The organism is Citreicoccus inhibens, from assembly GCF_019039035.1.
GTDB classification, from domain to species: Bacteria; Myxococcota; Myxococcia; order Myxococcales; family Myxococcaceae; genus Citreicoccus; species Citreicoccus inhibens.
In genome coordinates, this window is record NZ_JAHNZT010000025.1 from 1 (window position 1) to 21,067 (window position 21,067).

Annotated in this window: 17 protein-coding genes; 10 read left to right on the plus strand and 7 right to left on the minus strand. The window is 70.1% G+C overall.

The genetic code is table 11. The annotated features are described in order from the left end of the window. Positions 1 to 1,373: CpaF family protein (locus tag KRR26_RS24675; protein ID WP_217081019.1), on the minus strand; the 1,373-nt coding region annotated here is incomplete at its 3' end. 145 nt (positions 1,374 to 1,518) lie between these two features. Between KRR26_RS24675 and ung the strand changes: the two genes are divergently transcribed. The 4 genes from ung (at position 1,519) to KRR26_RS24695 (ending at position 5,350) form a co-directional block, all read left to right on the plus strand. Further along, positions 1,519 to 2,196: a uracil-DNA glycosylase gene (gene ung / locus KRR26_RS24680; RefSeq protein WP_120204453.1), complete on the plus strand. Its 678-nt coding sequence runs from the start codon at positions 1,519 to 1,521 to the stop codon at positions 2,194 to 2,196. Between the two features lie 56 nt (positions 2,197 to 2,252). After that, positions 2,253 to 2,897 carry a hypothetical protein gene (locus tag KRR26_RS24685; RefSeq protein ID WP_120204455.1) on the plus strand — a complete coding sequence of 215 codons (645 nt, stop codon included), beginning with the start codon at positions 2,253 to 2,255 and terminating at the stop codon, positions 2,895 to 2,897. Further along, positions 2,894 to 4,477: a TIM44-like domain-containing protein gene (locus tag KRR26_RS37690; protein ID WP_147422920.1), complete on the plus strand. Its 1,584-nt coding sequence runs from the start codon at positions 2,894 to 2,896 to the stop codon at positions 4,475 to 4,477. The genes KRR26_RS24685 and KRR26_RS37690 overlap by 4 nt, the downstream gene beginning before the upstream one ends. Positions 4,478 to 4,546: 69 nt before the next feature. Further along, complete coding sequence (locus tag KRR26_RS24695) at positions 4,547 to 5,350, plus strand: acyl-CoA thioesterase (protein ID WP_120204458.1); 804 nt, start codon at positions 4,547 to 4,549, stop codon at positions 5,348 to 5,350. 1 nt (position 5,351) lies between these two features. On the opposite strand, the gene KRR26_RS24700 is transcribed toward KRR26_RS24695, so the two are convergent. Next, the gene (locus tag KRR26_RS24700; protein ID WP_120204460.1) at positions 5,352 to 5,720 is read right to left on the minus strand and encodes a response regulator; all 369 of its coding nucleotides are present in this window, start codon (positions 5,718 to 5,720) and stop codon (positions 5,352 to 5,354) included. Positions 5,721 to 5,763: 43 nt separating this feature from the next. Continuing rightward, positions 5,764 to 7,104 (minus strand): M24 family metallopeptidase, encoded by a 1,341-nt coding sequence (locus KRR26_RS24705; RefSeq protein WP_217081020.1) that lies wholly within the window; start codon positions 7,102 to 7,104, stop codon positions 5,764 to 5,766. 119 nt (positions 7,105 to 7,223) lie between these two features. Here KRR26_RS24705 and KRR26_RS24710 point away from each other — a divergent pair, with 119 nt between their 5' ends. Both KRR26_RS24710 and gyrA read left to right on the plus strand, forming a co-directional pair. Further along, positions 7,224 to 8,000, plus strand: a complete 777-nt coding sequence (locus KRR26_RS24710) for a tetratricopeptide repeat protein (protein WP_120204463.1) — start codon at positions 7,224 to 7,226, stop codon at positions 7,998 to 8,000. A gap of 190 nt (positions 8,001 to 8,190) precedes the next feature. Then, positions 8,191 to 10,980 (plus strand): DNA gyrase subunit A, encoded by a 2,790-nt coding sequence (gene gyrA / locus KRR26_RS24715; RefSeq protein ID WP_217081021.1) that lies wholly within the window; start codon positions 8,191 to 8,193, stop codon positions 10,978 to 10,980. Positions 10,981 to 11,064: 84 nt separating this feature from the next. Here the strand turns inward: gyrA and KRR26_RS24720 are convergent, their stop codons facing one another. Next, positions 11,065 to 11,712 carry a nuclear transport factor 2 family protein gene (locus KRR26_RS24720; protein WP_217081022.1) on the minus strand — a complete coding sequence of 216 codons (648 nt, stop codon included), beginning with the start codon at positions 11,710 to 11,712 and terminating at the stop codon, positions 11,065 to 11,067. 123 nt (positions 11,713 to 11,835) lie between these two features. Between KRR26_RS24720 and KRR26_RS24725 the strand changes: the two genes are divergently transcribed. Together KRR26_RS24725 and KRR26_RS24730 are read left to right on the plus strand one after the other, a co-directional pair. After that, complete coding sequence (locus tag KRR26_RS24725) at positions 11,836 to 12,891, plus strand: ABC transporter ATP-binding protein (protein WP_120204467.1); 1,056 nt, start codon at positions 11,836 to 11,838, stop codon at positions 12,889 to 12,891. 91 nt (positions 12,892 to 12,982) lie between these two features. Continuing rightward, positions 12,983 to 13,279, plus strand: coding sequence for a YkvA family protein (locus KRR26_RS24730; protein ID WP_233576778.1), 297 nt, complete (start codon positions 12,983 to 12,985; stop codon positions 13,277 to 13,279). On the opposite strand, the gene KRR26_RS24735 is transcribed toward KRR26_RS24730, so the two are convergent. Next, entirely contained in the window at positions 13,276 to 14,370 is a 1,095-nt protein-coding gene (locus tag KRR26_RS24735; RefSeq protein WP_120204469.1) for a hypothetical protein, read from the minus strand. The genes KRR26_RS24730 and KRR26_RS24735 overlap by 4 nt on opposite strands. A gap of 477 nt (positions 14,371 to 14,847) precedes the next feature. Between KRR26_RS24735 and KRR26_RS24740 the strand changes: the two genes are divergently transcribed. Continuing rightward, positions 14,848 to 16,524: a carboxylesterase family protein gene (locus KRR26_RS24740; protein WP_328707212.1), complete on the plus strand. Its 1,677-nt coding sequence runs from the start codon at positions 14,848 to 14,850 to the stop codon at positions 16,522 to 16,524. A 159-nt stretch (positions 16,525 to 16,683) separates the two neighbouring features. Further along, on the plus strand, positions 16,684 to 17,700 hold the full coding sequence (locus KRR26_RS24745) for an alcohol dehydrogenase (protein ID WP_217081023.1): 1,017 nt from the start codon (positions 16,684 to 16,686) through the stop codon (positions 17,698 to 17,700). Positions 17,701 to 17,872: 172 nt separating this feature from the next. Here the strand turns inward: KRR26_RS24745 and KRR26_RS24750 are convergent, their stop codons facing one another. Then, the gene (locus KRR26_RS24750; RefSeq protein ID WP_217081024.1) at positions 17,873 to 20,473 is read right to left on the minus strand and encodes a VIT domain-containing protein; all 2,601 of its coding nucleotides are present in this window, start codon (positions 20,471 to 20,473) and stop codon (positions 17,873 to 17,875) included. Further along, on the minus strand, positions 20,470 to 20,973 hold the full coding sequence (locus KRR26_RS24755; RefSeq protein WP_120204480.1) for a MerR family transcriptional regulator: 504 nt from the start codon (positions 20,971 to 20,973) through the stop codon (positions 20,470 to 20,472). The genes KRR26_RS24750 and KRR26_RS24755 overlap by 4 nt, the downstream gene beginning before the upstream one ends. Positions 20,974 to 21,067 lie beyond the last annotated feature (94 nt).

The following is a 21,067-nucleotide window of genomic DNA, read 5'->3' on the forward strand; positions in this document are numbered from 1 at the left end:
TTCGCGGGAGGAGGCGTGGGCGCGGCGGGCTTGGCGGGTGGCGGCCGAGCGGCGCTCGCGGGCAGCGCGGCGGGGACCTGCACCTGCGCGGCCGGCGGCGGCTTGGGCGCGGCGGCCTTGGCGTCGCGGGCCTCGTCGCGCAGGCGCTGCTCGAAGCGCGCCCACTCCGTCTTGTAGCTGTCGGGATCCGGGTGGCCGGACTCGCGGTGCTTCAGCGAGGGGGCCCAGCGCACGGTGTAGGACTCGCCCGCGTGGAAGACCGGCGGCGGCGGCAGGCCGTAGGTGACCGGGTCGAAGAAGGACTCCTCCAGGTCGCCGAAGCCGTACGCCCGCGCCTTGGCGACGAAGTTGGGGATGATGCCGGTGGGCGCGTGGTACCCGAGGATGTGGCCTTCCTCGTCCTTGGTCACGGGCGTGAAGACGAAGATGTCCTGGGTGCGGTAGTCGCCCTTCTCGTTGAGGGGCAGCACCTCCGACAGGGCGCTCGTCTTGCGGCTACCGTCATGGTAGCGCTCGCAGCAGATGATGAAGTTGATGGCGCTGGCCACCTGGGCGCGCACGGCGACCATGGGCAGCTCCACGCCGGACATGAGGCACAGCGACTCGATGCGGCGCAGCGTGTCCGTGGGCGTGTTGGCGTGCGTGGTGGCCAGCGAGCCGCCGTGGCCCGTGTTCATGGCCTGCATGAGGTGGAAGGCCTCGCCGCCACGCACCTCGCCGACCACGATGCGGTCCGGGCGCAGACGCAGCGCCGAGTGGAGCAGGTCACCCATGTCCACCTGACCCTTGCCGAACTTGTCGGCGGGCCGGGACTCGAAGGGGACGACGTGGGTCTGGTTGAGCTGGAGCTCGGCGGAGTCCTCGATGGTGAGGATGCGCTCCTCGTCGGGGATGAGCGACGAGACGATGTTGAGCAGCGTCGTCTTGCCGGAGCCCGTGCCGCCCGCCACCAGCATGTTCAGCTTGGTGGCGATGCCCGCCTCGATGAGGCGCGCCATGGGCTTGGTGAGCGACCTGAAGCGCAGCAGCGCGTCAATGGTCAGCTTCTCCTTGAAGAACTTGCGGATGGAGATGGTGGTGCCCTTGCGCGCGATGGGCGCAATCACCACGTGGATGCGGCTTCCATCCGGGAGGCGCGCATCCAGACGAGGACGCTCCTCGTTGAGCATGCGGCCCACGAACTGGGCCATGTTGCGCGCGGCGCCCAGCAGGCCTTCCTCCGTGAAGGTCGCCTCGGTGCGCGTGAGCTGGCCCCGGCGTTCAATCCACACATCGGTGGGGCCGTTGATCATGATCTCCGACACCGACTCGTCGTCCAGGTATGGGAGGACGGGCTTGAGGAAGGCGCGGAGTGACTCGTTGTACATCGACATGGCGGCGGCAGGTTAGCGCGCCCCGCTCCCCGAGCCCAAATGTCCGCCGCGGCCACCAGGAGAACCCCCGGGGAAATCGCGCGCGAAAAGAAGCGAGCGGGCAGGTGGGACGGATGCTTCAATGCCCGCCCCCCTGGAGGAACCCATGCTGGCGGACCAGCTGCCCGATGAGTGGAAACAGCTCCTGAGCGAGGCGTTGGCCTCGCCGTCCTTCGCGAAGCTGGAGCGCTTCGTGGCCGAGGAGCGCGAGCGCTTCACCGTGTTCCCGCCCGAGGACGAGCTGTTCTCCGCCTTCCGGCTCACGCCGCCGGACGCGGTGCGCGTGCTGCTGCTGGGGCAGGACCCGTATCACGGCCCGGGACAGGCCAACGGGCTGGCGTTCTCGGTGCATCCGGGCGTCGCGGTGCCGCCCTCGCTCGTGAACATCTTCAAGGAACTCCACAGCGACGAGGGCGCGCCCAGGCCGCGCGATGGCTCGCTCGTGCCGTGGGCCCAGCAAGGCGTGCTGCTGCTCAACGCCGTGTTGACGGTGCGCCAGGCCGAGCCCAACAGCCACGCGGGCCATGGCTGGGAGGACTTCACGGACGCCGTCATCCGCGCGGTGAGCCGTGGGCCGAAGCCCGTGGTCTTCCTCCTGTGGGGCAAATACGCCCAGAAGAAGGAGCCCCTCATCGACGCGAGCCGGCACGTCATCATCAAGGGGACGCACCCTTCGCCGCTGTCCGCCAAGAGCGGCTTCTTCGGCAGCCGCCCGTTCAGCACCGTCAACGCAGAATTGGAGAAGCGGGGCCGCGAGCCCATCGACTGGACGCTGCCCTCCTGAGGGCCGAGCGGGCGGCGGGTGTTCTGGCGCGCCCATGCCGGTTACGCTGTCACGCCATGTCCTTGTCCCGCCGGAGCCCGCCCCTCTTCGAGGAGTCCACCCGCAAGCGCGCCGCCGAGGTGGTCGCGGCCATCGAGTCCCGGACCTCGGCGGAGGTGGTCATCGCCGTGCGCGCCGCCTCGGGCCACTACCGTCACGCGGATTACGTGGCCGGCGCGGCGCTCGCTTTCGTCGCGCTGCTTGGCCTCCTATACGTCCCCCAGGAACTCGCGTTGGAGCTGTTCCCCCTGGGCGTGGTGCTGGCCTTCGCCCTGGGCGCGGTGGGGTGCGCGAGCCTGCCAGCGCTGAGGAGGAAGCTCGTGTCCCGGACGCTGCAAGAGACCTCGGTGCGCACGGCCGCGAACGCGGCCTTCGTTGAGCTGGGCGTGTCGCGCACCTCGCGGCGCACCGGCATCCTCGTGTTCGTGTCGCACTTCGAGCGGCGCGTGGAGGTGGTGGCGGACATCGGCGTGGATGCGCAGGCGCTGGGGCCCGAGTGGCGCTCGGTGCTGGACGCGTTGAGCACCGCGGTGGCCACCTCGGCCGCGCCCGAGCCCTTCTTCGAGGCGCTGCGTCGCTTCGAGCACCCGCTCGCTCGCGTCCTGCCTCGGCTGGAGGATGATGTGAACGAGCTGCCCGACATGCCCGAGGCCGTGGCGTGAGGGCGCCGCGTCGCTCGCTGCGGTGGATGGCGCTGCTCGCGCCCTTGCTCCTGTGCGGCGTTCTGAGCGTGCCCGACGCCGAGGCCCGTCCGGGCGGCGGTCACTCGTTCAGTGGCTCGAGCAGCCGGGGTTCCTCGGGCAGCCGAGGCTCGTCCGGTGGGCGGAGCTGGGGCTCGTCGTCCTCCAGCACGCGCATCAGCGTGGGCGGAGTGTCCGTGGGGACCCACTCGAACAACGGGGATTGGACCTTCCTGCTGTTCGTGTTCGTGTTCTTCATCGCCATCGTGCTCGTGAAGGCGACGCGAAAGGAGCCGGTGTCCTGGGCCTCGTCGGAGACGCCGGACTATCAGCCGCCGCCGCGCCCGCTGGGCTCGCTGCGCAACAAGCTGGCGAAGCTCCGCACGGTGGGGGCGCGCAATTCGGACGGGCACATGGAGCCGTTCGACCCGGACTTCTCCGTCATCCTGTTCGAGGACTTCCTCTCCGCGCTGTATGCGCGCGTCCACACGGCGCGGGGCGAGGGCCGGCTGGACAACATGTCGGCCTACCTGTCCGAGGCCGCGATGGAGCACTTCTCGCGGATGGGCGAGGTGATGCAGGTGAAGGCCGTGGTGGTGGGCGCGCTCCACTACCTCTCCGTGTCGGACATCCGCCCGGAGAGCCAGGTCGTCATCGTGAAGGTCCGCTTCGAGGCGAACTACACCGAGGTGAACGACGGCGAGCGCGACCAGAGCTGGTACGTGGCCGAGGAGTGGGCGCTGGAGCGAGCCACGTCGGCCCGCTCGCGTCCGCCCGAGGAGGCCCGTGTCTTCAAGTGCCCCAACTGCGGCGCCGCGCTGGATGCGATGCAGGGCTACACCTGTTCGTACTGCGAGCAGATCGTGAACACGGGCGAGTTCGACTGGGTCATCACCCAGGTACGAGAGGTGGCGCGCGAGGCGCGAGGCCCGCAGCTCACTGGCACGACGGAGGAGGAGGGCACGCAGCTTCGGACCGTGGTGGATCCGAGCGCGCGCGAGGGGCTGCGGGAAATCATGGCCGATGATGGAGACCTCTCGCTCACGAGCCTCCGTCAGCGTGTGCAGTTCATCTTCGATGAAATCCAGATCGCCTGGTCCGAACTGATATGGGAGCGCTCGCGCCCGTGCGTGAGCGACAACCTCTTCCAGACGCAGCTCTACTGGATGAACGCGTACCGCGCGGCGGGCCTGCGCAACATCTCCGAGAACGCGCGCATCACCCGCACGGAGTTGGTCCGCGTGACGAGCGACCGCTACTACCACGCGGTCACCTTCCGCGTGTTCGCCACCGGCCTCGACTACACCGTGCGCGAGGCGAACCGGCAGCAGGTGGTGGGCGGCAGCCGCATGCGCGAGCGCGTGTACAGCGAGTACTGGACCCTCATCCGCGGCGTCGGCGTGAAGGGCGTGCCCGCGGATGCGCGGTACTGCCCGTCCTGCGGCGCGCCCCTGTCCATCAACATGGCGGGCCACTGCACGCACTGCCAGGCGCGCGTGTCCTCCGGCGAGTTCGACTGGGTGCTCAGCCGCATCGAGCAGGACGAGGTCTACCAAGGATGAAGCCCGCCTGATTGGAAGGCGAGCGGGCGTGGGGCACGGGGCGCGCGGCCTGATACGGTGCCGCGCGCCATGACCGCCGCCTTCCTCGCCGCCACCCTCGTCGAGCCCCTCAACCCGGGGCACTACCTCGCGCGCTACACGACCCCTTGGTACCAGGGGAAGGGCGCCTACGGAGGCGTGGTGGCGGGGCAGGTGCTCCGCGCGATGGAGCACCACGTGGCGGACGCGGGCCGGCCGGTGCGCTCGTTCACCGCGCACTTCTGCTCGCCCGCGGTGGAGGGGCCCGCGGAGATTCACACCCGGCTGGAGCGCGCGGGGAAGCTCGTCACGCACGCCACCGCGCGGGCGGAGAACGCGGCCGGCGTGGTGTGCGTGGCCACCGCGACCTTCGGCGGCACGCGCTCGGGCGCGGTCACCTACGACGAGTGGGTCATGCCCCAGGTACCTCCGCCCTCGGAGGTGGGGATGGTGCCGGACGACGCGCCCATGCCGGACTTCTGTCGCTTCTTCGAGTACCGCTACTGCGTGGGCGCGGCCCCGTACTCGGGCGCGGACACGGCGGAGGTGGGCGGCTGGCTGCGGCCTCGCGAGCCGCTGACGCTGGACGCCGCGCTGCTCGTGGGGCTCATGGACGCGTATCCGCCGTCCGTGCTGTCGCGCGTGGAGGGCTTCCGTCCCGCCGCGTCCGTGGACTTCACCGTCCACTTCTTCCATTCCCTGCCGCGCGAGGGCCTGCGGCCGGACATGCACTACCTGCGCGTGGGGCGCTCGCGGCAGGCCTCCGAGGGCTACTCGGAGGAGTTCCAGCAGCTCTGGACCGAGGACGGCCTGCTGCTGGCCCAGTGCCGCCAGCTGGTGGCGGTGCTCGGCTGAGTCACGCCGCCGCGGAGTTGAGTTGCTTTTGCAACAGCCGCGTCAACTCCGCGGGGTCGATGGGCTTGGGCAAGAGCTCCGCGTTGTAGCGGATGGCCACGGACAACAGGTCATCCAGCGCCTCGTGTCCGGTGAGGAAGATGAAGGGCGCGCGGCAGTCCTTCAACTCGCGCATGGCGATGAGCACGTCGGTGCCCGTCATCCTCGGCATGTTGTAGTCGCAGAGGATGGCGGACACGCTGGCCACGTCCAGGTCGAAGGCCTCCTCGGGCGTCTGGACCGTGAGGACCTGGTAGCCCGCCTTGCGCAGCAGGTCCCCCACGGTCACGAGGACGAAGACGTCGTCGTCGATGATCAACACCGTCTTCATCCGCGTCCCCTCCGGCCGGCTGCGCGTGGGCGCGCGCATCCTATCAGGGCTGGTGGGGGGCGTCCGGCGAGGGGATGAGGATGAGGTCCTCCTGGGGCGGGTTGAGGTACTCGGCGCCGGTGTCGGTGACGACCGCCATCTCCTCCACGGAGAGGATGCGCAGCTGATCTGGCTCGCCCACCTTCCACGCGAAGAAGCCGTCGAAGGCGAAGACCTGTCCGGGGCGCAGCACGCGCAGCGCCGAGCCCGTGGGCGGCTTGCCCGAGGCCGCGCCGGACAGCGCCGGCCCCGCGTCATGCGCCCAGTAGCCCACCGGGTGCCCCGTGCCCCACATGACGCCCTCGGAGCCGGCCTCGCGCATCCAGTCGCGCTGGGCCTTGTCCACGTCGTAGCCGCGCGCGCCGGGCCTCATGGCGGCCAGCGCCACGCGGCTGCCTTTCTTGGACTTCTCCCACCTGGCCAGCGCCTCCTTCGAGGGCTGGGTCTCGCCCGGGGCCAGGACATAGGCGAAGCGCTGGATGTCCGTGCCCCACGCGCCGCCCACGCGGATGCCGAAGTCCGTCTGGATGAAGTCCCCGGGCTGGATGACGCGGTCGGTGGCGTTGGAGTGTCCGCGCGTGGGGCCGCTGTTGACGTTGGGGTTCTGGTCCGGCGCCCAGGCGTCACCCACGCCCAGCTCCGCCATGCGCTGGCGCAGGAAGCGCGCCACGTCCGAGTCGCGCGTCTTGCCCGGCACCACCGCGCGGTACGCCTCTTCCTCCAGCTTCGCGGTGAGGGCGGCGGCGCGGCGCAGGATGTCCACCTCCTCGGGCAGCTTCACCGCCATCCACTCGCTCACCAGGTCCTCGGAGGACACCAGCCGCTTGCGCAGCGCGGGCGGCAGCGCCTTCTCCAGCGCCGCCCGCTGCGTGGCGGACAGGCCATCCGCTACCGTGACGGACTCGGACGCGTTGATGGCCACGCGCGCGGACTTCGCCTGGGCCAATTGCTCGGCCACCTTCGTGTACACGCTCGCGCCGCGCTCGAACGCGATGACCTCGTCGAGCAGGTTCATGTCTCGGAGCGCGACGGCCTCGCCCGCGGGGGACAGCCCCACGGAGCGCACGCGGTCACCCTCGCGGAAGAAGAGGAACGCGGCGGTGCCTCCCGCGTTCTCGCAGCCCACGTGCGCGGCCAACGGGTCGTTGTCGTTCTCGCGGCAGATGACCACCCAGGCATCCACCTTTGCCTGCGCCATGGCCGAGGGCAGCAGCTTCTGGATGCGCTCCTTGCGGATGCGTGGCCAGGCCCCTTCCGCGGCGGGCACCGCGGGCGAGGCCGCCTGGGCCATGGGGGCGGTGAGGAGCAGGAGGGACGGGAGGAGGGCGGACCGTGCACGCGTCATGGATGGGGTCTTCCAGGTGAGGGGAGCCCGGCGATTCTTCCACGAAGGCCCGCGTGCTCGCGCGTGCGCCCCGGAGAGGGGGACAAGCGCTGAATGAGGGGCTCGCTTAGAGTACGGACATGGCCAAGAGTTCCCCCCGAAAGAAGTCCTCGGCGAAGGCGAAGCAGGCTCCCGTGAAGAAGAAGGCTCCCGCGAGGAACGGGGCCGGGACGCGGAAGGCGCCTGTGGCTCGGAAGGCAGCGGCACGAGAGAAGGCCCCTGCGGCTCGGAAGCTGCCCGCGCGCCGGAGCGAGTCGCCGGTGCTGGAGGCCGAGCCCGTGTTCGACGACGTGCGCGCCGAGCCTCGCGCGCTGCCCTCGGGCGGCGATCTCCCAGGGCGCGTGCTCCCATTCGAGATCGACCCCAAGCGCGTGGAGGAGGGCCTCAAGAAGCTGCAAGGGGAGCTGGTCCACTGGGCCAACAAGGGCCGCTACACCAAGGTGCGCTTCAAGTTCCGGGGCAAGCAGCTGCTGCCCGACCTGCCCTTCGCCGCGGTGGTGGCCGCCGAGGGGCTGACCTTCTACTGGGGCGGAATCCTGCGCATGCTCATCGCCAACGTGGTGGGTGGCAGTGTGTTCCAGGTGGAGCTGGTGAACGACGCGGACAAGCGCGTACAGGCTGGCCGGGAGGCCCTGCTGTCCGGCGACATGGACCAGGCGCTCGCCCTGTTCCGCGAGGCCCTGAACATGGACCGCGACAACGCCGGCGCGCACCTCAACATGGGCGTGGCGCTCAAGCTGAAAGGCGACCGGGATGGGGCCCTGGCGGCCTTCGAGAAGGCCCGTCAGCAGGACCCCGAGGGGCCCGCCGGACTCGAAGCGGAGCGGCTGGCCGCGCCCCTGCGAAACCCGGCTTGAAACAGGCCGCTCAGGCGTTCAGAAAAGGGCCTCCCGGACCCTTTTTCGCGCCCCTCCGCCGAGCGGGCGGGCGCGCGGGTCATCACTGCCTTGTTTCCTCTGTTGACGTAGGGAAATCCGGGGGTTACGAACGCTCACCCATGTGACGGCGCCCCGCGCTGCGGCCCCGTCCATCACCCTTCCAGAGCCCATGGCTGACGACACGACCGACAAGCCGGCAATGCCCCCCGCGCCCCCTCCGGGAAGCGCCGGGGAGCTCATCCCCGTGAACATCGAAGACGAGATGCGCCGCTCGTATCTCGACTACTCGATGTCCGTCATCATCGGGCGCGCGCTGCCCGACGTGCGCGACGGCCTCAAGCCCGTGCATCGCCGCGTGTTGTTCGCGATGAACGACCTGGGGAACACCCACAACCGCGCGTACAAGAAGAGCGCGCGCGTCGTGGGTGACGTCATCGGTAAGTACCACCCGCACGGCGATTCCTCGGTGTACGAGGCCATGGTGCGCCTGGCGCAGGAGTGGAGCCTTCGCTACCTGCTGGTGGATGGCCAGGGCAACTTCGGCTCGGTGGACGGCGACTCGCCCGCGGCCATGCGTTACACGGAAGTGCGCATGGACCGCCTGGCGGAGGACCTGCTGGCGGACATCGAGAAGGAGACCGTCGACTTCGGTCCCAACTACGACGACTCCCTCGAGGAGCCGCTCGTCCTGCCGTCGAAGTTCCCCAACCTCCTCGTCAACGGCAGCAGCGGCATCGCGGTGGGCATGACCACCAACATCCCGCCGCACAACATGACGGAGGTCATCAGCGGCACGCTGCACCTCATCGACAATCCCGAGTGCACCGTCCGCGACCTGATGGAGTTCATCACCGGTCCGGACTTCCCCACCGCCGCCATCATCACCGGCCGCGAGGGCATCCTCCGGGCCTATGAGACGGGCCGCGGCATCATCACCACCCGGGCGCGCACGGAGATCGAGACGACGAAGAAGGGGGACCGCGAGTCCCTCATCGTCACCGAGCTGCCGTACCAGGTGAACAAGGCGCGCCTCATCGAGAAGATCGCCGAGCTGGTGCGCGAGAAGAAGGTCGAGGGCATCAGCGACATCCGTGACGAGAGCGACCGTCAGGGCATGCGCATCGTCATCGAGCTGAAGCGCGACGCCATCGCCCAGGTGGTGCTCAACAACCTCTTCTCCATGACGTCGCTGGAGACGACCTTCGGCGCGGTGATGCTGGCCATCGACGGCGGCCAGCCGCGCACGCTCAACCTGAAGGAGATGCTGGACCGCTTCGTGGCGCACCGCCGCGACGTGGTCACGCGCCGCAGCCGCTACGAGCTGCGCAAGGCGCTGGCGCGCATGCACATCGTCGAGGGCCTGCTGGTGGCCCAGGACCTCATCGACCTGGTGGTCAGCCTCATCCGCGCGTCCCGCGACCCGGACGAGGCGCGCTGGGGCCTGATGAACATCCTGTCCCCCACGCTCTACGAGCGGGAGCGCTTCAAGGACCTCCAGCGCATCGACCCCGCGCAGGCCAAGGCGCAGATGGAGCTGCTCGTCTCCCGCGCGCGCAGCGAGGAGCCCAGCTACCAGGGGCTCGCGCACAAGTACGAGGGCGCGGGCTTCAGCGAGGAGCAGTCGCAGAACATCCTGGAGATGCGCCTGCAGCGCCTCACCGGCTTGCAGCGCGAGGAGCTGTTCCGGGAGCTGGTGGCGCTCGCGCGCGACATCATCCGGCTCCAGGACATCCTGGCCAACGAGCGCAGCCTGCTCGGCGTCATCAAGGCCGAGCTGATGGAGATCCGCGAGCGCTACGGCGACAAGCGCCGCACGGAAATCACCGGCGCGGTGGATGACCTGACCAACGAGGACCTCATCGCCGAGGAGACGATGGTGGTCACCCTCTCGCACACGGGCTACGTGAAGCGCTCGCCCCTGTCCGAGTACCGCGCGCAGAAGCGCGGCGGGCGCGGCAAGACGGGCGCGGCGACGAAGGAAGATGACTTCGTCACCAAGGTCTTCGTGGCCAGCACCCACGCGTACATCATGCCCATCACCACCAAGGGCAAGCTGTACTCGCTGAAGGTGCACCAGATTCCGCAGGCCAGCCGCACCTCGCGCGGCAAGGCCATTGTGAACCTGGTGCAGTTCGGTGAGGGCGAGCGGCTGGCGCAGGTGCTGGTGACGCGCGACTTCCCGGAGAACCGCTACGTCTTCTTCGTCACGAAGAAGGGCGTGGTGAAGCGCACGGACCTGAGCGCGTTCGCCAACGTGCGCGCCAGCGGCCTCATCGCGCTGGGCATCGACGAGGGGGACGAGCTGGTCGGCGTCATGATTACCGACGGCACCAAGGACATCCTCCTGTCCACCGCGACGGGCATGAGCATCCGCTTCCCGGAGGAAGAGGTTCGCTCCATGGGCCGGCAGGCCTACGGCGTGAAGGGAATCACGCTGGAGGAGGGCGACGAGGTGGTGGGCGCGGACGTTGTGGAGAACGACGCGGCCATCCTCACCGTCACCGAGAACGGCTACGGCAAGCGCACCCAGGAGTCCGAGTACCGGCAGCAGGGGCGCGGCGGCAAGGGCATCATCGACATCAAGACCACCGAGCGGAATGGCCGCGTGGTGGGCCTGGTGCAGGTGAAGGAGGCGGACGAGGTGATGCTCGTCACCAACGGCGGAATGCTCATCCGCATGAAGGTGAAGGAGATCTCCGTCATCGGCCGCAACACGCAGGGCGTGCGCCTCATCGCGCTGGAGAACGGCGAGGAGAAGGTGATGGCCCTCTCCAAGCTGCCCGAGTCCGAGGCCTCCGAGTACGAGGAGGGCGGCGGCGAGGAAGGGGGAGGCGAGGCGAGCGCGCCCGGCGAATCCGCTTCGGGCGAGTCGCCTGCGGCGGAGGCCGCTCCGGAGTCCGCGTCCGAGTCGTCCGGGGACGCGGCCCCCGCGTCCGAGGAGCCTCCCTCCGAGGGCTGAGCGCTCCGGCGGTGAGGTGAGCTGAGTCCAGAGGGCTCGGGAGGGAGCGGTGGCTCCCCCTCGGGCCCTCTTCGCATGCGGGGACTACTTGCGCGCGAAGTCCTTGGGCAGCGGGACGCCGGCGGACTTCTCGTCGAGCCAGGAGATGGCGAGGATCCACCAGCGCGTGCCGTCGTTGAAGAGCTGGAGGCTGTTCACGCCGCGCGAGGTGCTGGGGCCGTCGAGCGCCTCGCGCGTCTCGTAGGCGCTCAGGACCTGGACGAGGTCGCCGTAGCCCATCGTCTGGCGCGACAGCTCCTTCTCGTAGAAGCCGTGCGTCTGGAAGTAGCCGGTGCCCCAGGCGATGTACTCCTCCGGGGTGGTGACGGCGGCGTGGAGGCCCGCGCCCGCGGCCTTGCCTCGGCTGACGGGGAGCATCTGCGCGCCAGGGTGGAAGAGGGAGCGCATCCGCTGCCAGTCGCGCGGCGTGCCCGGCGGCCCGCTGATGACGTCGTAGAGGGCGGCGAGCAGCGCGTCCACCGTGCGCACGTCCTCGGGCTTCGCGGTGGGGGCGGTGGCGAGCGCGGCCTGGGTGCGCTCGGCGGCGGCCTTGATGGGGTTGCTCTGCGCGGTGTTCTGAGGCGGGTTCGGCGCGGTGTTCTGCGACGGCGGTGGGGGCGTGGCGCGCGGGGGATCCGCGAGCGCGGGAGCGGTGGCGAGCAGGACGGCACCAGCGACGAGAGGGCGCAGCATGGCGACTCCGCGACGGCGAGGGGCACGGCGGCCGGGCATTCTGGCACGAGCGTTGGGGACTGGCGCCCGCCACACGGTGGCGCTTTTCCTGCCCGGAGGGAGGCCGTACTGTGCCCGCCCGCCATGCCCTTGCTCTCGCTCGAGTCCGTGTCCTTGCGTCACCCCGTCACCGGCGCCTCCGCCGTGGAGGGCGTGTCGCTGACGATGGAGCCGGGGCAGGTCTTCGCGCTGCTCGGCTCGTCGGGCTCGGGCAAGACGACGCTCCTGCGGCTCCTGGCGGGGCTGGCGCGGCCGGACTCGGGCAGCATCCTGCTCGACGGGCGCGTGCTGGCGGGGCCGGGCGCGTTCATGCCGCCCGAGGAGCGCAGCGTGGGCGCGGCGTGGGGAGACGCTCCCGCGACGCCGCAGGTGCCCGTGCAAGCGCACCTCATGGCGAGCCTGGGCGCGCGTCCGCCAGAGGATTCGCTCGTGCGGATCCGCGCGCTGCTGGAGTTGTTCAACTTGAGCGGGCTGGAGTCGCGTCCGCTCGGCACGCTCTCGCGCGGACAGGCGCGGCGCGTGTCGCTGCTCCAGTCGCTGTTGCCCGGGCACCGGCTGCTCGTCTGGGACGAGCCCTTCGCGGACATGGACTTCATGCTGCGCGCCCAGGTGCGCGGCGAGCTGCGGCGCGTGCTGGCCTCGCGCGGCAGCTCGCTCCTCTTCGCCACGCACGAGCAGGCGGACGCGCTGTCCTTCGCGGACCGGCTGGCCGTGCTGCGCTCGGGGACGGTGGCGCAGACGGGCACGCCCGAGGACGTCTACGCGCATCCGCGCACGGCCTTCGTGGCGTACTTCCTGGGCGGCACCAACCTCTTGCCGGGCACGGGCTTCGGCAACGGCGCGCGCACGGCGTTGGGCAACCTGCCGCTCGACCGCGAGGCGCGCGGCAACGTGCTCTTGTCCCTGCGGCCCGAGGCGCTGCGGCTGGTGCCGGACACCGACAAGGTCGCGGTGGGTGGGGCGCTGCGCGCGGAGGTGTTGTCGCGGGCCTTCCAGGGCAGCAGCGTGGAGTTCACCGTGGCGTGCTCGGGACAGGCGCTCCTGGTGCGCGGCGCGGCGGACCTCCCGTTGCGCGAGGGCAGCCGAGCGCGCCTGGAGGTGGCGGGTCGCGCGGTGGTGTTGGAAGACAGTCCGGAGTGAGCCCGGCTGTCCTCCGGGCGGCCAGACGGCCTACGCTCACCCCTCGGGCACGCGGCGCAATCCTGGGCGCCGCTCATGCGTAGAGGTGGGTATGAACATCGCAGGACTCCGAGGCATGGGAACCCGCTTCTTCCGCTACGTGCGTGACCCGCGCGTGCCCACCTGGCGGAAGCTCGTCGGCGTGTTGGCGGTGCTCTATTTCCTATCGCCGGTGGACGCGATTCCGGACTTCATCCCCGTGCTGGGCTGGCTGGATGACCTGGGCGTGCTGTCGGCGGCGGCGCTCTTCGTGGTGCGCGAGGTGCAGCGCTACCAGCCCACCTCGGAGGTGCAGGCCGAGGTGCTGGATGGCCTCCCGCGCGACGAGCAGGGCCGCACGCGCGTCTAGAAGCGGCCCATCACCGCGAGCCCCGCGCCCGCGCCGCGTCCCAGCCGCGCGGGCGCAATCGTGACGGCGGGGGCCGCGGGTAGGTCGAAGTTGTGGGTCAGCCAGGTGGCCGAGGCCAATCCCGCCAGGGCCCCCACGCCGCTGCCCACGAGGATGGCGTCGCCGTTGTTCTCGTCGGCGATGAAGAGGAGGCTGGCGCCCAGCAGTCCGCCCAGGATGCCGCCCGCGTCGATGAGCAGCATGCGGCCCTGAGACACGGGCTCGCTGCGGGACAGCAGCGCCATCCCGATGATTCCCGCCGAGACGACGCCTTGCTCCACGGCGAAGAACGTCTGGCTGTCTCTCCCATTGATGGTGCCGAGGAACAGGCCGGTGATGACGCCCGCCCACAGGCCGCCGGAGTTGGCCATGGAGACCTGCCCCGCGCTCGGGTGGAGCTGCGTGGCGATGAAGAGCCCCACGCCGGTGAAGGTCAGCGTGCTGCCCATCACCATGGCCACCCGTGCATCTCCGTGCAGGTCCATGGACCCCATCGAGGCGAGCCCATAGCCCAGGCCCCACATGGTGCCTGAGTTGATGGCCGCCGCCTGTCCCGCGGTGATGCCGTTCGCGGACCCCAGCAAGGCGAGGGTGGTCCCCAGTCCGCCGCCGAGCAGGGACACGGCCACGCCCGTCTGCGCATTACAGTTCGCGACGACGCACAGGAGGATGCCCTGGGTGATGCCGTGCATGGTCTGGAACACGGTGAGCGAGGCGCGCGCGCCGCCTGAGGGCGTCTCGCGAGACATCTCCATCACGGTGGCCTGGGCCAGCCGCGCGCCAGGATTGAGGCGCGTCTTCGCGAGCCGGGCCATCTCCTCCGCGAAGGGATGCTGCGGGCACGCGGTCAGCACGTGCTCGAAGAGTTGGAGCGCGTCCACGTCTCGCCCCTGGGAGAGCGCGTTGAAACCCGCTTCGTACTCGGTCTCCTGCGCGCAGGCGGTCGGGCTGGCGACGAGCGGCGGTGCGGGCAGGGACGGTGAGGCGGGCGCGGCGTCGGGAGTGGGTTGGAGCGCGCCGAAGGTGAGCAGCAGCACGGGCAGAAGGAGCATGTCTTCCCCCACACTATGCGAAGTGCTGCGCCGAAGCTTCCATTGGATCCGCGAGATTCAGGTTCTCGGACGGGCGAGGAGGGGACGTCGCCGCGCAGCCGAGGCCCGGCCCGTGTGAAGGCGGCCTGCGCGCAGGCGAACGTGCCGGTGGACGCTCCGCCCAGCCTCGCGGATGGGCTGGGCGCCCACCTGGAGCCCGACTCGCCCACCGTCCCCCTCGTGATGCGCTAATCGTCCACGTTATGCCCAATGGCTGGGCGCAGGACGCGAAAGGCGAAGCGCTCCGCTGAATCCAATTGTCTCAAAACGTTTTGGGTTGTTGGGATTGTGGTCCAAGCCTTGTCTCGCGCGGTGGTTCGGCCCATGTCTGAGATATTTCTCATTTGAAGAGTAAATGTTGGAAATACTATGTAGTCTTGATTTTCTCGAATGAGTCTATTTATGTCTGTCTCCTCATCCCTTGCATGAGGAGGCTCTGTGATTCGATGGCAGTTTCCTGTAACGCGGAAGCATGGTTTCGCCGCGCTGGCCCTGATGTTGGCGGGCTGCGGGACTCCCGATGTGGCGCCCGAGGCGCAGCGACTCGCGTCGAGCAGCTCGGCCCTCTTGGGGCAGCAGGTCGTCATCACCTCGTCGATGGTCCAGCCCGATGGCGTCCGCCCGACGCTGGGGGCCTACCAGAACCTCTTCGATGAGCAGGCGTTGATTGGCGACCCCCGCGTGGGCTCGACCTTCAAGCCCGCCACCACGTGGGGCAACGTCGTCTACAACGAGTCGCAGTACCCCATGGGTTTCGTCATCGACCTGGGCCAGCTCTACGACATCAGCCAGGTGGGCGTGTTCGACACGTATGACACCGGCACCATCACCTTCGGAACGGGTTCTCCGGGGGCCTGGACCGACCTGCCGGCCATCACCACCAACCAGTGGGAGACGTGGACGCTGGTGCCCGTGGGGCAGCGCACGCGTTACCTGCACTTCGCGCGCAGCATGTACGGGGCCTCGAACGAGATTGTCGTCTACGGCACCCCGGCGGGGGGCGCGCCCACCAACCTGCCGCCGACGGCCTTGGCTGGAGCGGACCAGGTGCTGGTGGCGCCCGCGTCGTCCGCGTCATTGACGGGCACCGCGAGCGACAGCGACGGCACCATCGTTTCGCAGCAGTGGACCCAGGTCTCCGGGCCGAACACCGCGACGCTCACCGGGGCGACCTCGCTGTCCGCCTCCGCGCTCGGGTTGGTGGTCGGGCTCTACGAGTTCGAGCTGCGCGTGACGGATGACCAGGGCGCCGCGGCGACCGCGCGCACGAAGGTTCGCGTGGACCCTTCGCCCAACGGGCGCGGCACCACTCAGGAAATCTACAAGTCGAGCACGGCGGGGGTGGGGAACTACGGCCACGTCGTGTATCTGCCGCCGGGCTACGCGTCGGCCTCGAACTGGCCCATCGTGTTCTTCCTGCACGGCGCGGGGGAGCGCGGCAACGGCACCACCGAGCTGCACAACGTCCGGAACCTCGGGCCTCAGTCCTACATCGACAAGGAGGGGAAGGATTATCCGTTCATCCTCGTGTCTCCTCAGACGGTGGATGGCAACCTCTGGAATGACTACGAGGCCCAGCAGGACCTGAACCCGTTCATCGAGCGGATCATCTCGACGTACAAGGTGGACCCGAAGCGGGTGTATTTGACGGGCCTCAGCATGGGCGGCGCGGGCACGTTCTCCTATGCGGCGTATTTCGCGTCGAAGCTGGCGGCCATCGTCCCCATCTGCAATGGCGGCTTCGGGTCCTCGGCGGTGCATGCCCAGGTCATGGTGAGCGCGCAGGTCGCTGTCTGGGGTTCGCACGCCCGGAATGATCCGCTCTCCTACTCGGGCACGCGCGACTGGTTCACCCAGCTGGGGCTGGCCATGGGCGGCACGGGCACCGTCATGGACTCGTACACGTACCCGAACCGCACGCAGACCGCGTTCTTCCGTCCGGCCACGGGCACGTGGGAGTGGGTGGATGGACAGACGGCCGTGGATGCGAACGGCCAGCCTGCTTCGCCCCCGGTGCTCTTCACGCTCTACGACGTGGGCGGCCACAGCATCTGGGACAACGTCTACAAGGACCCCAAGGTGTTCAACTGGATGCTGTCGCAGCACCGTCCCTGAGCCCGCGTGCCCCGTGGCTCCGGTCCATGTGACGGAGCACCGGTGACATGGGGGCGGCCGCCCGCATGGCCGCCTCCATGACCCCAGAGAGGCTGTCGTCTTCACGTCAGGGGCTGCCCATATTCATCCGCGTTCTTCACACCCACGGGGGAAGGCGCGATGGCCAGGAAGATGAAGGCGGTGCAGGTGAAGCAGGCGAAGGGCCCGCTCGAGGTCGTGGAGCGGGACGTCCCCGAGCCTGGCCCCGGGCAGGTGCTCATCGCCGTGGACGCGTGTGGCGTCTGTCACAGCGACGCCATCACCAAGGAAGGGTGGATGCCCGTGAAGTACCCACGGGTGCCCGGCCATGAAGTGGTGGGCCACATCGACAAGGTGGGGCCCGGAGTGACGGCGTGGAAGGTGGGCCAGCACGTGGGCGTGGGTTGGCACGGCGGCCACTGCGGCCAGTGCCCCGCGTGCCGCGTGGGCGACTTCGTCACCTGTGACTTCCAGCAAGTCTGCGGCATCAGCTACGACGGCGGCTACGCCGAGTACATGCTCGCGCCCCAGGAGGCCCTGGCCCGCGTCCCGGACGGCATGAAGCCCGAGGACGCCGCGCCGCTCTTGTGCGCGGGCGTGACGACCTTCAACTCCTTGCGGAACATGGGCGCGAAGCCGGGCTCGCTGGTGGCGGTGCAAGGCATTGGGGGCCTGGGGCATCTGGCCATCCAGTTCGCGCGCAAGCTGGGCTACCGCACCGTGGCCATCTCGCGAGGGGAGGACAAGCGGAAGCTCGCGCTGGAGCTGGGCGCCCATGACTACATCGACACGGAGAAGGGCGACGTGGCCCAGGCACTCCAGGCCCTGGGCGGCGCGCGCGTCATCATGATGACCGCGTCGAGCAGCCGTCTGGCGGCGGACCTGATTGGCGGCCTGGGGCGCGATGGCGTCCTGCTCTTGCTGGGCGCGGGCGCCGAGCCCATTCCCGTCACGAGCCTGCAGCTCATCGCGAAGCGCCAGCGCATCCAGGGGTGGCCCAGCGGCATTCCCCAGGACTCGCAGGACACCATGGCCTTCAGCGCGCTCACGGGGGTGCGCTCGATGAACGAGGTGTTTCCCCTGGAGCGCGCGGGGGAGGCCTTCGACCGGATGATGAGCAACCATGCCCGCTTCCGAGTGGTGCTCAAGATGCGATGAACCGTGCACGCGGCCCTCGTGCCGGCCGTCAGCGAGGGGGGCGAGGACTCCGAGGCGAGCTGGCGGGGACAGCAGGGGAGCACGTCGCTCCCGCTGCTCGTGCGCCAGCTCGCCTCGCGCCGCTCCACTCAAGGCAATACCGCGAGGCCCGTCCCCTCTTGGCGGACACGGTCTACCGCGTGGAGAGCGCGTCCACGTGCTCGCGCAGGGCCACCTCGTTGCCCATCCGGCCGGAGAGGCCGCTGAGCGGCCTGGCGGCCTGCTCGATGCGGCCTCGCGTGCGCGGCCCCGCGGCCACCAGCCACGCGACGCCCAGCGCGAGTTCCGCCACCTGCGGCTCGCCGCTCAGCTGGGCGACGAGCGCGAGCAGCGCGTCCACCGCCTTCTTCACCTGCGCGCCATGCAGCGGGTGTCCGCTGGTGACGCCCTGGCGCAGCAGCTCCAGGAGCACCCGCGCGGTGGCGCGCGCCTGACGCACCGGCTCCGCGCCGCTGCCCGTTCCGGCCCACAGGCCATTGGCGAGCTGCCGCCCGAGCAGCGCGACCACTCCGTCCTCCAGGCTCGCGCCCTCGCCCCGCGCCAGCGACTCCATCGGCTCGGAGAGGGCGTCGTCATCGTCCGAGGCCGCTTCCATTGGCGCGGGCCAGGCGGCCTTGTCCTGCGCGAGTGCTCCGGGCGGCGGTCCACCCTTCTTCTTGGAGAGCAGCTTGGGCGCCTTGCGGGCCTCCTCGAACTGCTCGCGCATGGGCGCGGCGCTCTCCATCTCCATCGCGTCCATCATGGGCGCGGGTGCGCTCGGGGGCGGCGGCACCGCGGAGAAGCTGCCCGTGATGCGCGCCGGGCTTGGCGCCGCGGGCATCGCCGCGCCCGGAGGCGGTCCACCGGAGAAGGGGCCTCGGCTGCGCATGCTTCCTCCGCCGCCAATCGCCATGCCGGGGCCTCCGTCGGCGGCCTCGTCCTTCTTCGCGCCGAACATGGCCCAGCCCGCCGGGGCGTGCACCGGGACGACGCGCGTCTCGGGCTGCGAGGTGGAGCGGCGCTCCCCCACGCGCTCCTCCACCACCACGAACGAGGTGTGGCGCGTGACAATCTGATGCGCCAGCGCGAGCTGCACGATGCGCTCCTTCATCGCCTGCGCGCGCCGGCCCGAGAGCACCGCCGCTTCCCAGCCGCGGATGCGCTCGGCGGCCCACAACTTCTCCACCGCCGGGCGGTCCGACGTGGCCGGCAGGTCCAAGCGCACGGTGAGCGAGAAGCTCTCGCGGCCCGAGCGCCCCTTGATTCGCACCGAGCCGAGGCCCGGCGCGTCGTAGCGGCCGAACAGCGTCCAGGGCACGCCATCCACGAGCGGGGGCAGGTCCGTGGGAGACAGCTCGTTGGCCTGCACGCCGTCGAACTGCACCTCCAGGTCCGTCACGCGCGGCGCGAGCGCCTTGGCGAACTGCGCCACCACCTTGTCGTCGATGCGCTCACCCGGGTGGATGAACTCCACCGCGCCGCCCGTCTGTCGCGCGAGGTCGCGCAGCAGCGCGTCGCTCACGTTGGTGCCAATGCCAAACGAATACACGCGCGCCGTCTTGCGCGCGCTCAGCACGGCGTTGAGGATCTCCGCCTCGTTGCCCACCTGTCCGTCCGTGAGCAACACCACCACGCCGTCCGGCACCGCCTTCGTCGCCGCCACCATGGGCGCGAGCAGCTCCGTGCCGCCATCCGCGTGCAGCCTGGCGACCCAGGCGTCCGCCTCCTCCAGCGTGCGCTGGGTGAAGGGCACGGGCTCGGGCTTGAAGCCGCGGAAGCTGCTCTGGAAGGCGATGACGTTGAAGCGGTCACCTTCGCGCAGATGGCGCAGGCACAGGCGCAGCGCGGCCTGGGCCTGGGGCAGGCTCTCGCCATCCATGGAGCCGGAGGTGTCCACCAGGAACACCACCTCCTGGCGCGGCGGCGCGGCGGCGAGAGTCAGCAGGTCCGGCACCACCGTGAGCGCGAACGTGCCGGGGCCCGGGCCCGAGCGGTGCGCGACGACGGGCGTGAGCATCGCGCTCGCGTCCGGGTGGCGCAGCGTCAGCACGAAGTCGCGGTCCAGCGCCACCTCGCCCTGGGAGAAGCCCACGCGCACGCGCGTCCCCTCACGGGTGAGCGCCAGCTTGTGTGAGGGGCTCTCCACCACGACCTCGGCGCCCACGTCGACGAGCAGATCCATCTTCAGGCCATAGCGGGCATCGCCCACCGGCGGCGTGATGCGGTCCGCGTCCGGCACGCGCGTGGTGGGGTCCGCCACGCCGTGCGCGGTGCGATGCCCCTGGGTGTCGCCGGGGATGTAGCGCGGCGCCACCAGCGTGGGCAGCATCCAGCGCACGCTGCCTTCTTCGGCGGTGATGGCCTGGAGGAACTCCACCTCCACCACCGTCTCCTCGCCGGGGAGCAGGTTGCCCACCTGCGCGGTGAAGACGTTGGGGCGCTCCTCGTCCAGCAGCGCCGCGCCGTGCCCCGAGGTGATGGCCGAGTCATAGGCGCGGAAGGCCTCCTCGCGCTCCTTCACGATGCCCTCCACGCGGCGCCCGGCGCACGTCATGGAGAAGGCGGTGAGCGTGCCCTCGGAGGGCAGCGGGAACGTGTACACGGCCTCCACCGGCCTGGACTCCGTGTTGAGGTAGCGCTGGCGCACCCGCACGCGCGCATGGCCTCCGAGCAGCTCGCCCGTCACCTCGACGCCCTGAAGTGGAACCTGCGCCCCGTCGCGCGTGAACAGCCCGCATCCACACTGCTCGTTCATGGCTTCTCCCTTTCCTGGGACTCTTCGATGAAGGCGCGCACCCGCTCCGCGAGCGCCCGAACTCCTGGCTCCGCTCCCTCCGCCAGATGCAGCTCCAGCCCGGGCGCGAGCTCCCAGCGCTGGTAACGCATGCCCCCGTCCTTCCGGTCTCCCCGGCGCGGCGGCGCATGCGGCTTGGCCCCCCCCGTCGTCGGAAGCGAGGCGGGGACGTGCGGCGGCGTCGGTGTCGCGTCTGATTCCGCCAGCGTCCGCAGCCCCTCGGGCGTCAGGCGCGCCAGCTCCGCTTGGATGGCGTCCAGCGGGAGGAAGCGCGCCTGCAACACCCGGATGGCCTTGAGCCGCACCAGGTGCTCCTCCGTGTACACCGTGTCCGGCCCTCGGAAGGGCGGCGCGGAGAGCAGGCCGCGCTGGACGTAGTAGCGGACCGTGCGCGGTGAGACCTCCGCCGCCTCGGCCAGCTCCGCCAGCTTCCACTCCGTCTGTGTCTTGCGCGTGCTCACACCTCAGACACTAGGACTCGACAGTTTTACTGTCAAGATGACACTGGCGACTCGCCACGTGGAGTGGCGAGTTGAGGGCTTGCGAGGGCCTGGG